Annotated in this window: 12 protein-coding genes and 1 pseudogene; 6 read left to right on the top strand and 7 right to left on the bottom strand. The window is 71.3% G+C overall.

What is annotated here, in order from left to right; genetic code table 11:
• Window positions 1-356: 356 nt before the first annotated feature.
• A pseudogene (locus AS97_RS41940) lies at window positions 357-2,003 on the bottom strand (SNF2 helicase-associated domain-containing protein); the annotation flags it as partial.
• A 142-nt stretch (window positions 2,004-2,145) separates the two neighbouring features.
• Here AS97_RS41940 and AS97_RS41945 point away from each other — a divergent pair.
• Window positions 2,146-2,328 carry a hypothetical protein gene (locus AS97_RS41945; RefSeq protein ID WP_014057263.1) on the top strand — a complete coding sequence of 61 codons (183 nt, stop codon included), beginning with the start codon at window positions 2,146-2,148 and terminating at the stop codon, window positions 2,326-2,328.
• A 161-nt stretch (window positions 2,329-2,489) separates the two neighbouring features.
• On the opposite strand, the gene AS97_RS41950 is transcribed toward AS97_RS41945, so the two are convergent.
• Complete coding sequence (locus tag AS97_RS41950) at window positions 2,490-3,287, bottom strand: hypothetical protein (protein WP_059142832.1); 798 nt, start codon at window positions 3,285-3,287, stop codon at window positions 2,490-2,492.
• Window positions 3,288-3,389: 102 nt separating this feature from the next.
• Complete coding sequence (locus AS97_RS41955) at window positions 3,390-3,926, bottom strand: PadR family transcriptional regulator (protein ID WP_059142831.1); 537 nt, start codon at window positions 3,924-3,926, stop codon at window positions 3,390-3,392.
• Window positions 3,927-4,039: 113 nt separating this feature from the next.
• Here AS97_RS41955 and AS97_RS41960 point away from each other — a divergent pair, with 113 nt between their 5' ends.
• On the top strand, window positions 4,040-4,807 hold the full coding sequence (locus tag AS97_RS41960; protein ID WP_210566739.1) for an alpha/beta hydrolase: 768 nt from the start codon (window positions 4,040-4,042) through the stop codon (window positions 4,805-4,807).
• A 19-nt stretch (window positions 4,808-4,826) separates the two neighbouring features.
• On the opposite strand, the gene AS97_RS41965 is transcribed toward AS97_RS41960, so the two are convergent.
• The gene (locus AS97_RS41965) at window positions 4,827-5,447 is read right to left on the bottom strand and encodes a methyltransferase domain-containing protein (protein ID WP_197049020.1); all 621 of its coding nucleotides are present in this window, start codon (window positions 5,445-5,447) and stop codon (window positions 4,827-4,829) included.
• Window positions 5,448-5,688: 241 nt separating this feature from the next.
• Here AS97_RS41965 and AS97_RS41970 point away from each other — a divergent pair, with 241 nt between their 5' ends.
• Together AS97_RS41970 and AS97_RS41975 are read left to right on the top strand one after the other, a co-directional pair.
• Complete coding sequence (locus tag AS97_RS41970) at window positions 5,689-6,207, top strand: roadblock/LC7 domain-containing protein (protein WP_059142829.1); 519 nt, start codon at window positions 5,689-5,691, stop codon at window positions 6,205-6,207.
• Window positions 6,176-7,369 carry a zinc-dependent alcohol dehydrogenase gene (locus tag AS97_RS41975; RefSeq protein WP_059142828.1) on the top strand — a complete coding sequence of 398 codons (1,194 nt, stop codon included), beginning with the start codon at window positions 6,176-6,178 and terminating at the stop codon, window positions 7,367-7,369. Before AS97_RS41970 ends, AS97_RS41975 begins: the two co-directional genes overlap by 32 nt.
• A 52-nt stretch (window positions 7,370-7,421) precedes the next feature.
• Here AS97_RS41975 and AS97_RS41980 read toward each other — a convergent pair whose 3' ends face one another.
• Complete coding sequence (locus AS97_RS41980) at window positions 7,422-7,850, bottom strand: PPOX class F420-dependent oxidoreductase (RefSeq protein WP_059142827.1); 429 nt, start codon at window positions 7,848-7,850, stop codon at window positions 7,422-7,424.
• 119 nt (window positions 7,851-7,969) lie between these two features.
• Between AS97_RS41980 and AS97_RS41985 the strand changes: the two genes are divergently transcribed.
• The gene (locus AS97_RS41985) at window positions 7,970-8,374 is read left to right on the top strand and encodes a roadblock/LC7 domain-containing protein (RefSeq protein WP_059142826.1); all 405 of its coding nucleotides are present in this window, start codon (window positions 7,970-7,972) and stop codon (window positions 8,372-8,374) included.
• 99 nt (window positions 8,375-8,473) lie between these two features.
• On the top strand, window positions 8,474-9,436 hold the full coding sequence (locus tag AS97_RS41990; protein ID WP_059142825.1) for a DUF6397 family protein: 963 nt from the start codon (window positions 8,474-8,476) through the stop codon (window positions 9,434-9,436).
• A 30-nt stretch (window positions 9,437-9,466) separates the two neighbouring features.
• Here AS97_RS41990 and AS97_RS41995 read toward each other — a convergent pair whose 3' ends face one another.
• Both AS97_RS41995 and AS97_RS42000 read right to left on the bottom strand, forming a co-directional pair.
• The gene (locus tag AS97_RS41995; RefSeq protein WP_210566740.1) at window positions 9,467-10,381 is read right to left on the bottom strand and encodes an acyl-CoA thioesterase II; all 915 of its coding nucleotides are present in this window, start codon (window positions 10,379-10,381) and stop codon (window positions 9,467-9,469) included.
• A 61-nt stretch (window positions 10,382-10,442) separates the two neighbouring features.
• The gene (locus AS97_RS42000) at window positions 10,443-12,971 is read right to left on the bottom strand and encodes a DEAD/DEAH box helicase (RefSeq protein WP_059142823.1); all 2,529 of its coding nucleotides are present in this window, start codon (window positions 12,969-12,971) and stop codon (window positions 10,443-10,445) included.
• Window positions 12,972-13,033: the final 62 nt, after the last annotated feature.

Here is a 13,033-nt window from a genome sequence, read left to right on the forward strand (position 1 = left end):
ACAACAAGGGACTCCTTCGATTCGAGCCGCACCATACGGCCAAAGTTCCCTAAAGGTAAGTCTTGACTTACTTGTTGCGTCTATGTCCTTACTGCTGACCGCACTTCGTGTCATGCATTCCGTCGTTTCCCTTGAATGCCGGTGATATTTTCCCGTGCACGGGAAAGGCAGTGAGTCCATGGGAAAGGTTCGTGGTCGCGTCACAGGCCGGGACAGGGCTGGCCTGCATTCCAAATGCGGACACCGGTGGCCGCCGTGATCCGGTTGTGCGACGCGGCGAGTTGGGTGATGTTCCCGCCGCCGTGTGCGGCCCGGATGCCGGACCTCAATGACTCAACATGCTGACTGACAGGGAAGATCAGGGTGATGGTCTTGCCGAGCCCCATGTCGTCGGCGAGACAGCCGCCGAGGCCGATCGAGGTCATACGGACCAGCCAGTCCAGGCCGCGCAGCTGATAGTCGCGCAGCGTGGCGGCCAGCGCGGCCGGCTGGGACACGGGCGGCAGCTGTGCGCCGGCGGCCCCCTCGGGGTCGGCGAGATGGTCCCGCAGGGCCTCCAGCCAGCCGGTGGGCCGCACCTCCACCTCGCTGCCGTCGGCTTCCGCGCGACCGGTGAGGACGGCACCGAGGGCGTCGGCGGGGGTGAGCTTGCGGTCCTGCCGGTCGCGGATCCGTCGCGCCGCCTCAGGGTCGAGGAGGACCCATTGGTCGCGCAACCGCACCACCGGCCGGCTGGCCTCGGCGAGCTGGTCCAGCTCGGCGCGGGTGAGCTCCTGGTCGCCCACGGCGAACCGCCAGCTGAAGCGCAGCAGCGCGTCGGCCGAGAGGAAGGCGGGGAACCGGGGCCCGGCATCGTCCTGAGCCTCGTCGTCGCCGTCCGGGCCGATGACGGCACGTGCGGTGAGCCCGCGGGCCAGCTCCCTGGGCCAGTGGACCTGGACCCCGGCGGCGTCCAGCGCCCCGGCCGCCGGGCCGAGCAGCTCGGCGACCTCCTCGTCGGCGAGGTCCAGGGCGTCGGGCACGGCGGCCGACAGCAGCGGGGCGAGCGGCGCCCAGGCGCGGGCCGCCCGCCGCAGGGTCAGCAGCGCGTCCATACGGGCGCGCGGACCGAGGGCCGGGATGACGGGCGAGGTGCCCGCCCAGACATCGGCGGCGTCCGCGACCAGCGCCGGGTCGGTGAGGCTGTGCAGCTGGAGGACGGCACGGAAGTGCGGCCTGTCCGCCTTACCGTTCCCGTCGCCGCTTCCGTGCAGCAGCTCGATACGGACCGAGAGCCGCACCCCCGCGTCATGTCCGGCGGCCACGTCCGCGGCCCAGGCACGCTGTTCGGGCAGCCGCCGTGGCGCGGTGGCGGCGAAGGCGGGGCCGCCCGCGGCCGACGCCGCGGCGGGCGAGCGCGGCAGGCCGTCCGCCACCCCGTCCAGAAACGCGCGCAGATGCCGCTCGGGCTCGGGCAGCAGCACCGGGCCGGAGGCGGGCAGCGGTGTCGCGTGCGCGCTGGGCGGCATGGCGGCGGCCAGTTCGCGCACCCGTGTCAGGTCGTCGGGGGTGAGCGGACCGACGCGCCAGGCGTCATGGTCGGTGGCGGTGAGCCCGGGCAGCAGCTTTCCGCGGGCCGCGAGTTGGAGGGCGAGTACGGCGGCGGCGCCCCAGAAGGCCGTGGCGGGGTCGCACTGCCCCGGACCGGCCTGCGCGGCCCGCGCCCGGGCCCGGGTGAGCACCGGCAGCGCCTCGCCCAGGGGCAGCACGAGCGCCCGTACGGTTCGTGTCCGGACGTCGAGGCCGGTGGGGGCGGGGCCGGTGGAGCCGTCGTCGGGAACGTCCACCGGGAGGGCGACCGTCAGCTCCTCGGCGGAGCCGGTGGCGGGACCGGAAGGGGGCGAGCCGTCCGGCCGCCAGAAGGCGATCCGGCCGGTGCGTGCCGGGTCACCGGGAAGGAAGACGGCGGTGCAGCGGGAGAGTTCGGCGACGTCGGAGGGTGTTGCCGCGGAGGGTGGGGTCACAGCGCTGAGCGTTCCTCAAATTTGACTAGTGGAGCCCGGGCCGCCCGAGGGTACAGGATGACGGCGCGAGGAGGAACCGGGTGCCGTCGGTGTCCGTTGTGTGGAGTGAGTGCGGCTATGGGCCGTGAAGGAGGCGGGTGAAATGTCCACACGCGCGAAGGTCGCCACCGGTGGTGTGGTGGCAGGTGTGATCCTGCTCTGGGTGTTGCCCTTCTGGGCGGCGCTGCTGGTGATCGTGGGGGTGCCGGCGGCGGCCTATCTGCTGCTCGACTCCTCCCAGCGCCGCAGGCTGCACAGGGTCTCCCGTAAGCAGCTGGGTCGCTGAAGCCGGGCCGCCGAGCGCGGCCGCGGAAGGCGACCGGCCGGGCTCGGGGCCACGGGCGGCGCGCAGCCGGGAGTGACCGTGCAGTACCGATCGCGGACCGCCCGCGGCCCCGTTCGGGGCCCGGCCGGCTGGGGGAGCGGTGTCTCAGTGAGGTCGCGCTCTCAGTGGGGTCGCACGGCCAGCCTGTCCAGGGCCGTCAGCAGCTCCGGCAGCTCGGGGCCACGGCCGACCGGCAGCACCTCGCCCGGAGCGTCGTCCAGCAGCACGAACGCGATGTCGTCGGTCCGGGCCACCATGCTCCAGCCCGGGCCGTCGGCCCGGAGCGTCCGCGCGTCGCCGGAGGCGAACGCCGAACGGATCCGGCCCGCCGGCGGGGGCGAGGCCAGATAGCCGCGCGCCTCCTCGAGCACCCGCCGTACGCCCCCGTGCGGCTTCTCGCCCGGGGCCACGAACGTCACATCGCTGTCCACCTGCTCACGCCAGATCGCCCACTGGAGTGCGATCTCATCGGCGCCGAGCCGCCGCTGGGCCGGGCCCCACCGCTCGGAGTCCGGCGGTGTCAGCGGCGCCCGGGAGGCGTCCGCCCCCAGCTCGGCGCCGGGAGCGGGGTCATGGGGAGCCGGAATGCCCGGGGCGGCCACGGCCACCGCGAGCGGCCAGCCGGGAAGGGAGGCGACCACCGTCCGGTCGTCGATGGCCAGGGCGTACTCCATACCGCAGTCCCACGTCGCGATGGCGCACGCCACGAGTGACACATCGTCGGTGACCACCGTCCAGCGGGCGCCGCCGCCGTCCTGCCCCAGCACCAGTCCGTAGCCGGTCTCGTACGGCTCCAGCCCGAGCGCGGCACATGCCTCGGGATAGTCGTCACCGAGCACGCTCGGGAATTGAGCCGGTGTCAGCAGCACCGCGGTCAGCACATACAGTGCCTCGTCGCCTGACTCCTCCGTGGCGGGCACGACAGCCTCCTCTTGCGCATGCGGATCCGAAGGGCGATCCGTCGTCGCGCACCTTAACCACCCAGTAGCCATGGAGTCGAGACATCGGGTCGCGGTCGGCCCTCAGCCGTCGTTCGCCGCGCGGAGTGTGTCGAGCGTGCGCCGCAGCCAGGACAGCTCGGCCTGGCTGGTGGCCCGGGCGATGGTGAGGATGCCACGCCGGAAGGGGTCCTCCACCTCTTCGGCCCGCAGGGGACGGTCGCCTTCGTAGAAAAAGCTCGACGGCTGGCGCAGAAAGGCCATCCGGCGCTCCAGCACCTCCGCCTGTGCCGACGGGTCGTCGAGATGCCGCAGGAACGCCAGCAGGGTGAACCAGCGGTTCTCGTCGGTAATGTCGATGTCCGCCGGATGCGCAAGGCGGCGGCGCAGCTCCGCATGCCCCTCGGCGGTCAGCGTGAGGACGTGCCGGGGTGCCGCCCCCGCGCCGGGCTGGGGCCGGCGGGCCAGCAGCCCGGCCTTCTCCAGCCGCTTGATCGCCGGATAGAGGGTGCTCTCGGCCACGGGTTTCACATGTCCGGTCAGTGCGGCGATGCGCTTGCGCAACTCGTAACCGTGCAGGGGGACGTCGTGGAGGAAGCCCAGGATGGCGAGTTCGAGCATGGGCGCATTGTGCCGCATGATCGCTGTACCTCGCAGAGGCAATACATCGATTCCGATGTATTGGCGATGTAGGGTCGGGTGTCCGATGCGATCCGTAAGGCGGGAGTCAGGCCATGCAGCACGCTTCATTCGGCCCGGAGGGGGCCCACATCAGATGGACCGGCACGGCCGGGGCCGGGGACGGCGATCCGCCGCGGGTGTACGTCCATGGACTCGGCGCGATATCGGCCGTCTATCACGCCCATATAGCCGCCGTCCCGGCCCTCGCGGGCCGTCGGTCACTCTTCGTGGACCTGCCCGGCCACGGGATCAGCGACCGCCCCGCCGATTTCGGCTACACGCTGGAGGACCACGCCGACGCACTGGCCGCGGCCCTCGACGCGGCCGGGGTGCGGGGCGCGGAGGTCATCGGGCACAGCATGGGCGGATCGGTCGCCATCGTGCTGGCGGTGCGCCGCCCGGAGCTGGTGTCCCGTCTGGTGCTCACCGAGGCCAATCTGGATCCGGATCCGCCGCTGACGGCGGGCAGCAGCCGGATCGCCACCTACACGGAGGACGCGTTCGTACGCGGCGGCGGATTCGAGGAGACCCTGGAGCGGGTCGGACCGGTGTGGCGGGCGACGATGCGGCTCGCCGACCCGACCGCCCTGCATCGCAGCGCGTGCGCGCTGGCCCGCGGCACCCGACCGACCATGCGGGCGATGCTCCTCGGCCTGGAGATCCCCCGCATGTATCTGGTCGGCGGGCACGGCGACGAGCTCACCGGGCGCGACGAGCTGACGGCGGCCGGAGTGACGGTCTGCACCGTGCCCGGAGCGGGGCACAACGTGATGTTCGACAACGCCCCCGGCTTCGCGGCGGCGATCGCGGATCAGCCCTGATCCGAACGATCCGGCTCGTCTAGTCGATTTCGCGGACGGCGAGTGCCAGAAAGCGTGCGTCCTCGTCGGCGTAGGACTCCAGGCGCCAGCCGGCGCCCGCCAGCAACGGCCGCAGCTGGGGCTCCGCCCGCAGGTCGTCGAGGGTGAGGGGGCGGCCGTGGCGGGCGGCGAGAGCGGCCCGCCCCACCGGATGGAACAGCGCGAGCCGCCCGCCGGGGCGCACCACCCGGGCCAGTTCCCGCAAGCTTGGCCCGGGCTCGGCGAGATGGGAGATCAGTCCGGCGGCGAACACCGCGTCGAGACAGTCGTCACCCAGCGGCAGCCGCGCCACATCGGCGAGGGCGAGGGCCGCGAAGCCGTCCCGGCCCTCGCGCACGGCGGCGTCCAGCATCGCGGGCGTGAGGTCCACGCCGAGGACGGTCCCCTCGGGACCGACCGCGGCGCGCAGCGCGGGCAGCGCGCGCCCCGTCCCGCACCCCGCGTCGAGGACCGCGTCCCCGGGTCGCGGCCCGAGGTCGGCCACGGCGGCGGCGTAGGCGGGGCCGTCGTCCGGGAAGCGGCTGTCCCAGCCGGCCGCCCGGGGAGTGAAGAAGTCCCTCACGTCGGCCGCACTGTTTCCGCGGGAGGGCTCATGTGGCACGGGAACTCCTCGGGACACCTTGGATACGAACGGGGAAGCGACGCGATGAACAAGCAGCCTACGCCCGCATCGAGTGCAGATTCGGACGCTGGCCGATCGCTCTGGCATCTGACTCTGTCAAATTTCAACAGGTTCCGTAATGCGCCCCCAATGTGCGCCCCCGCCGGGTCTAGCGTCCCTGGCCCAGGGGACATCCGCAGCGCCGCCCGGCACGGCGCATCCCGACCGAGGGAGACCGCCCATGACCAAGCCCCGCAGCGCCGCCGCACGCTCCATGGCCGATCTCGACCGGATCCTGGACGATCTGGTGGCCGGGGCCGGAGGTGTACGCCATGCCGTGGTGCTCTCCCGGGACGGGGCGACCGTCAGCGCGTCCCGTGGGCTCTCCCGCCAGGAGGCCGAGCACCTGGCCGCCGTCGCCTCCGTATTCCACCGCGTCGCCGCGAGCGCGGGGCGCCGGGGGCGCGGCGGCGCGCCCCGGCGGACGATGATCGAGATGGCGGCGGGGCTCCTCTTCGTCGCGGCGCTGGCGGACGGTGCGTGCCTGGCCGTTCTGAGCACCGCGGGCGCCGAGCCGTCCGTGGTCGCCGCGGAGACGTCCCGGCTCGTGGACCTGGTGGACCGGCGGCGCGGGCCGTGGTCCCGCCGGCGCTTCGCCCGGATCCGCCGGGGTACCCGTGGCGGGTCCCGGAAGACCATGCCGACGACCACGGCGAAGGGATGCGGCGATGCGAGCGGTGACCTGGCAGGGCCGACATGATGTACGGGTCGAGACAGTGCCGGACCCGATCATCAAGGAGCCGACGGACGCGGTCGTCCGGATTACCACCACCGGGCTGTGCGGCTCCGATCTCCATCTGTACGAAGTGCTCACGCCCTTCATGACCCCCGGCGACATCCTCGGCCACGAGCCGATGGGCATCGTGGAGGAGACCGGCCCTGAGGTGACGCACATCAGCCCCGGCGACCGCGTGGTGGTCCCCTTCCAGATCGCCTGCGGACACTGCTGGATGTGCCGCTCCGGTCTGCCGACGCAGTGCGAGACCACCCAGGTCGCCGAGCACGGCATGGGGGCGGAGCTCTTCGGCTTCACCAAGCTCTACGGCGCGGTGGCCGGCGGCCAGGCGGAGTATCTGCGGGTGCCGCAGGCCCAGTACGGCCCGATCAAGGTGCCCGAAGGAGTCCAGGACGACCGCTACGTCTATCTGTCCGACGTGCTGCCCACGGCATGGCAGGCCGTCGAGTACGCGGAGATCCCGCGCGGCGGCACGCTCGCGGTCCTGGGACTGGGCCCCATCGGAATCATGGCCTGCCGGGTGGCGAAGGTCCGGGGCATGGCCGACCGGGTCATCGGAGTGGACCTCGTCCCCGAACGGCTGCGCCGAGCGCGCACCGACGGTGTCGAGGTCCATGACCTCGATGACTTCTCCCGTCAGGAGGACCTGGTCGAGGCCATCCTCTCGACCACCGGCGGCCGCGGACCTGACGCGGTCATCGACGCGGTGGGAGCGGAGGCCCACGGCAGCCCGCTCGGCCGGACCGCCCAGCGGGTCACGGGCTTCCTTCCGCGGGACTGGGCCGCCAAGCTCACGGAGAAGGCCGGGGTCGACCGGCTGGCGGCGCTGCGGCTGGCCATCGCGCTGGTGCGGCGCGGTGGAACGATCTCCCTCAGCGGGGTGTACGGCGGCATGGCCGATCCGCTGCCGCTGATGACCATGTTCGACAAGCAGATCCAGCTGCGGATGGGGCAGGCGAACGTGCGGCGCTGGGCCGACGACATCTTCCCGCTGCTGACGGACGACGACCCGCTGGGCGTCGACGGGTTCGCCACCCATCGCATGCCGCTGGAGGAGGCACCCCGCGCCTATGAGATGTTCCAGCACAAGGAGGACGGTGCGATAAAGGTCCTCATGCGCCCGTAAACGTCGAATGGGCGGGGGTGCTCATGAAGGAATGGATTTCGGTCGAATCTCGTTAGTCGGCGACTCCGGCGAGCGCGAGTACCTTGTCGATGCGGACCCTGACCAGCAGCTCGCCCGGCACTCCGTTGCGGTCGCCGAACTCCTTCGCCCGGTCCTCGCCCATGTAACGGGCGGCGATCCGGGTCGCCCAGTCGTGGACCTGCTGCAGATCGTCGATGAGTTCGGCCTGACCCCGCAGCGTGACGAAGGCGAACGGCGGCCTGTCGTCGTCCACGCAGATGGCGACCCGGCCGTCCCGGGCCAAGTTGCGTCCCTTGACCGTCTCCTGACCTGTGTTGAAGAGAAGGTCGTCACCGTCCAGCAGGAACCATACGGGGGCGATGTGCGCGCTTCCGTCGGCCCGCACGGTCGACAGCTTCGCGGTGCGGGTGCCCTCCATGAGGAACTTCTGCCACTGATCCTTGGTCATGTTCTGTGCCATGTCCCCATCTTGCGTCAATCAGCGCACAACCGTGGGGTGCCGGGCGGGACGGGTTGCCCAGACGGCGGCAGTGAGAAAGGCTGGCACGCAGCTGAAGGGGAATCGGGGAGGAATCGGATATGGCAGTGAACAAGGGGCTCGACTGGTTACTGGACGACCTGACCGAGCGGATCGCGGAGATACGGCATGCGCTGGTGCTGTCCAACGACGGGTTGGTGACGGGGGCGAGTTCCACACTGGTGCGCCAGGACGCCGAGCACCTGGCCGCGGTGGCCTCGGGGCTGCACAGCCTCGCCAAGGGGTCCGGGCACCACTTCCGGACGGGCCGGGTGCGGCAGACGATGGTCGAATTCGACGAGGGCGTCCTCTTCGTCACCGCGGCCGGGGACGGCAGCTGTCTGTGTGTGCTCACCGGGCCGGACTCCGATATGGGGCAGGTCGCCTACGAGATGGCGCTGCTGGTCAACCGGGTGGGGGAGCATCTGGGAGTCGAGGCCAGGCAGGAGACCGGCACACCCGGCTGATGCCGCGCGGAAGTTATCCACAGGCCTGACCGGCCGACTTGCTTCGCGGCTATCGTCGTCACTGTCAGTGATTGAGGCAGTGCGGGGGAGGACGTCGCGATGGCGGTGCGGATGGATCAGGAACTGCGGGAGAGCCAGGGGCCGTGGAGCCTGGAGTGGCTCGGCGGGCCGGGCGTACCGGGGCAGGCGAGCGGGCCGGAAGACCCTGGCGGCCCGGCGGAACCGGGCGGAGCGGGCGAGAGCGTCGGATTCGGCGCGGCGGCCCGGGCGCTGGGGCTCAAATCGCGAGAGTTCGAGCTGGCCGTGCGGCTGGGAGAGGTGCGCACCGTCACCACCGGCCTGGGCCGACGGGTGGCGTGCGAGGAGTTGAGGCGGGTGACCGCCGCCGAGGGCTTCCCGGAGGTGCTCATCGCCCGCCTGCGTGTGGTCGGCACGGCGGAGGGCGCGGAGCTGCTCGGCATCAGCCAGGGCCGGCTGACCCGTCTCGCGCGCGGGGGTTTCTTTGCCCCTGTCCGGTTCTATGTCAATCGTTATCGGGCCGTCGTATGGCTCTATCTGGCGTCGGAGCTGACCGAGTTCGCCATCAGGCGGCCGGAGTTGCTGAGCGGCCGCACCCCGCCGGGGCTGAGCGCCGCATTGGCCGCCGGGGAGGACTGGCGGGCCGCGAAATGGCGTAGCCGCCGGATCGGCCAGTTGCTCGACCAGACCGAGGACCTCTGGGAGCGGGCCGCGGTCCTGGCCTCGGTGCTCGGCTCCGTCGAACTGGCCTCGGCCGTGGCCGATCCGTACGAGCGGGCACATCTGCGGCAGCTCCGTCCCGCGCTCGTCCGGATGCGCCCCGAGGCCGGCGCGGTCCGGGATGTCATCGACGCGGTGGTCACGGCCGACGACCCACGGGAGATCCGGCGCTATCGGGCCGCCCTCGCCTCCTCACTGGGCGACGCCCGCCGGGCCCGGCCGGCGCCGCGCCCGGACGCCGGGGCGGAGCGGCCGATGGAGGACCGCACCCGGGTTCCGGGCCGCCCGCGGAGTCTGTGGCAGAAGCTGGTCGGCGGGCGATGAGACGCGGCGCGGCACACACCCCGGGGGCGCTCAGCCGCCGTCGGCGGCTCCTCCGCCGACTCCTTCGGCAGCACTTTCGGCGGACGGCAGCGGGCGGAACAGCCCCTCCTGCACCACCGACACCAGCAGTCGGCCCGCACGGTCGTAGATCCGGCCGCGCGCCAGTCCCCGGCCGCCCGTGGCCACGGGCGACTCCTGGTCGTAGAGAAACCACTCATCCGTGCGGAACGGCCGGTGGAACCACATGGCGTGATCCAGCGAGGCCATGTCGAAGCCCCGTGGGCCCCACAGCGGTTCGACCGGCATCCGCACCGCGTCCAGCAGCATCATGTCGCTCGCATAGGTGAGCGCGCAGGTGTGCACCAGCGGGTCGTCCCCGAGCGGCCCCACCGCGCGCATCCATACGGCGCTGCGCGGCTCGACGCCCTTGAGCTCCTCGTCCGTCCAGCGCAGCCGCTCCACATAGCGGACGTCGAAGGGCTGTCGGCGCTCCATGCGGGCGAACGCCTCGGGGAGCGCTCCCAGATGGGAGCGGACCTCGTCGGCGAGGGTCGGCAGATCCTCCGGGCCGGGCACCTCGGGCATCGGCAGCTGCTGCTCGATACCCGGTTCAGCAGAATGAAAGGAGGCCGTCAGATTGAAGATCGTGCGACCCTGCTGGATGGCGACGACCCGGCGGGTGGTGAAGGAGCGCCCGTCCCGGATCCGCTCCACCTGGTACACGATGGGCACGCCCGGCCGCCCCGGCCGCAGGAAGTACGCGTGCAGCGAGTGCACCGGACGCAGCCCGTCGGTGGTCCGCCCGGCGGCCACCAGTGCCTGGCCCGCCACCTGCCCTCCGAACACCCGCTGCAGCGACTCATCGGGGCTGAGGCCGCGGAAGATGTCCTGCTCGATCCGTTCCAGATCGAGCAGATCGACCAGGCGCTCGGCGGGATTGGCCATCGGTGGTGCTCCTTCACTGAGGGGGCCGGGCCGGTCATCGGCGTGGACCGCGCCCAGGAGGCTACAGCTGGCCCACGTCGGTGAGCCGGACCACCGCCCGGCCCTCCTCGTCGGAAGCGGCGAGATCGACCTCCGCCGAGATGCCCCAGTCATGGTCGCCGTTCGGGTCGTCGAAGGTCTGCCGCACCCGCCACAGGCCGTGCTCGGGGTCCTCCTCGATCAGCAGCAGCTTCGGCCCGCGGGCCTGCGGTCCGGTGCCGAGCTCCTCGTACTCCTCCCAGTACCCGTCCATCGCCTCCGCCCAGGCGTCCTCGTCCCAGCCGGAGTCGGCGTCCATCTCCCCGAGTTCGGCGACCTTGTCCAAAGCGGCCAGCTCCACCCGGCGGAACATCGCGTTGCGCACCAGCACGCGGAAGGCGCGGGCGTTCGCGGTGACCGGCCTGACCTGGTCGGCGCGCTCCTGCGCTTCCTCCGCCGACTCGTCCTCCGGGTTGGCCAGCTGCTCCCACTCATCCAGGAGGCTGGAGTCGACCTGCCGCACCATCTCGCCGAGCCAGGCGACGATGTCCTGGAAATCGTCGGACTTCAGGTCGTCCGGCACGGTGTGGTCCAGGGCCTTGTAGGAGCTGGCCAGGTAGCGCAGCACAATGCCCTCGGTCCGCGCCAGGTCGTAGAACGAGGTGAACTCGGTGAAGGTCATCGCCCGTTCGTACATGTCGCGGATCACCGACTTGGGCGACAGCGGGTGGTCGCCGACCCAGGGATGGCTCTTGCGGTAGAGCCCGTACGCGTGGAAGAGCAACTCCTCCAGCGGCTTGGGGTAGGAGATGTCCTGGAGCCGCTCCATGCGCTCCTCGTACTCGACGCCGTCCGCCTTCATCGCGGCGACCGCCTCACCGCGCGCCTTGTTCTGCTGCGCCGCCAGGATCTGCCGGGGATCGTCCAGCGTCGACTCGACGACCGAGACCATGTCCAGGGCGTAGGAGGGCGATTCGGGGTCCAGCAGCTCGAAGGCGGCCAGCGCGAAGGTGGACAGCGGCTGGTTGAGTGCGAAGTCCTGCTGCAGATCCACCGTCAGCCGGACGATCGGGGCGCCCCCGTCCGCACCGTCGGCGCCCTGTGGCTCCACCCGCTCGACCACCCCGCCGTCCAGCAGCGACCGGTAGATCGCGATGGCCCGGCGGATGTGCCGCAGCTGGTTCTTGCGCGGCTCGTGGTTGTCCTCCAGCAGGCGGCGCATCCCCTCGAAGGCGTTTCCGGGCCGGGCGATGACCGACAGCAGCATCGCGTGGGTGACCCGGAACCGGGAGGTGAGCGGCTCGGGTTCGGAGGCGATGAGCTTCTCGAAGGTGTTCTGTCCCCAGTTGACGAAGCCCTCCGGCGCCTTCTTGCGGACCACCTTGCGGCGCTTCTTCGGATCGTCCCCGGCCTTCGCGAGCGCCTTCTCGTTCTCGACGACGTGCTCGGGCGCCTGGGCCACCACAAAGCCCGCGGTGTCGAAGCCGGCCCGGCCGGCCCGGCCCGCGATCTGGTGGAACTCCCGGGCCCGCAGCGTCCGCACCCGCTGGCCGTCGTACTTGGTCAGCGCGGTGAACAGGACGGTGCGGATGGGCACATTGACGCCCACGCCGAGGGTGTCCGTACCGCAGATGACTTTCAGCAGCCCGGCCTGCGCCAGCTTCTCCACCAGCCGCCGGTACTTGGGCAGCATGCCCGCATGGTGCACGCCGATCCCGTGCCGGACGTAACGGGACAGGTTCCGGCCGAACTTGGTGGTGAACCGGAAATTGCCGATCAGCGAGGCGATCTCGTCCTTCTCGGCGCGCGAGCACATATTGATACTCATCAGCGCCTGGGCCCGCTCGACCGCCGCCGCCTGCGTGAAGTGCACGATGTAGACCGGCGCCTGCTGGGTCTCCAGCAGCTCGGTCAGCGTTTCGGTCAGCGGCGTCGTCCGGTATTCGTAGCTCAGCGGCACCGGCCGGGTCGCGGACCGCACGACCGCGGTGGGCCGTCCGGTGCGCCGAGTCAGATCCCCCTCGAACCGGCTCATATCACCGAGCGTCGCCGACATCAGGATGAACTGTGCCTGCGGCAGCTCCAGCAGAGGGATCTGCCACGCCCAGCCGCGGTCCGGCTCCGCATAGAAGTGGAACTCGTCCATCACCACCTGGCCGATATCGGCGTCCTTGCCGTCCCGCAGGGCGATGGACGCCAGCACCTCGGCTGTACAGCAGATGACCGGCGCGTCCGCGTTGACCGACGCGTCCCCCGTCAGCATCCCGACGTTCTCGGTGCCGAAGAGCTTGCACAGCTCGAAGAACTTCTCCGATACCAGGGCCTTGATCGGCGCGGTGTAGAAGGTGACCTGGTCCCGGGCGAGCGCGGCGAAGTGGGCGCCCGCCGCTACCAGGCTCTTGCCCGATCCGGTGGGGGTGGACAGGATGACATTCGCCCCGGACACCACCTCGATCAGCGCTTCCTCCTGGGCGGGGTAGAGCGAGATGCCCCGCTCCTCGACCCAGGCGGAGAACGCCTCGAAAAGTGCGTCGGGGTCGGCGTCGCTCGGCAGCTGATCGATAAGAGTCACGCACCTATACTGCCTGGTTTCCCCGCCGGGACGGGAACCGGCTGTGCGGACGAAGATCGCCC

It is taken from the genome of Streptomyces sp. AgN23 (assembly GCF_001598115.1).
Lineage (GTDB): Bacteria > Actinomycetota > Actinomycetes > Streptomycetales > Streptomycetaceae > Streptomyces > Streptomyces antimycoticus.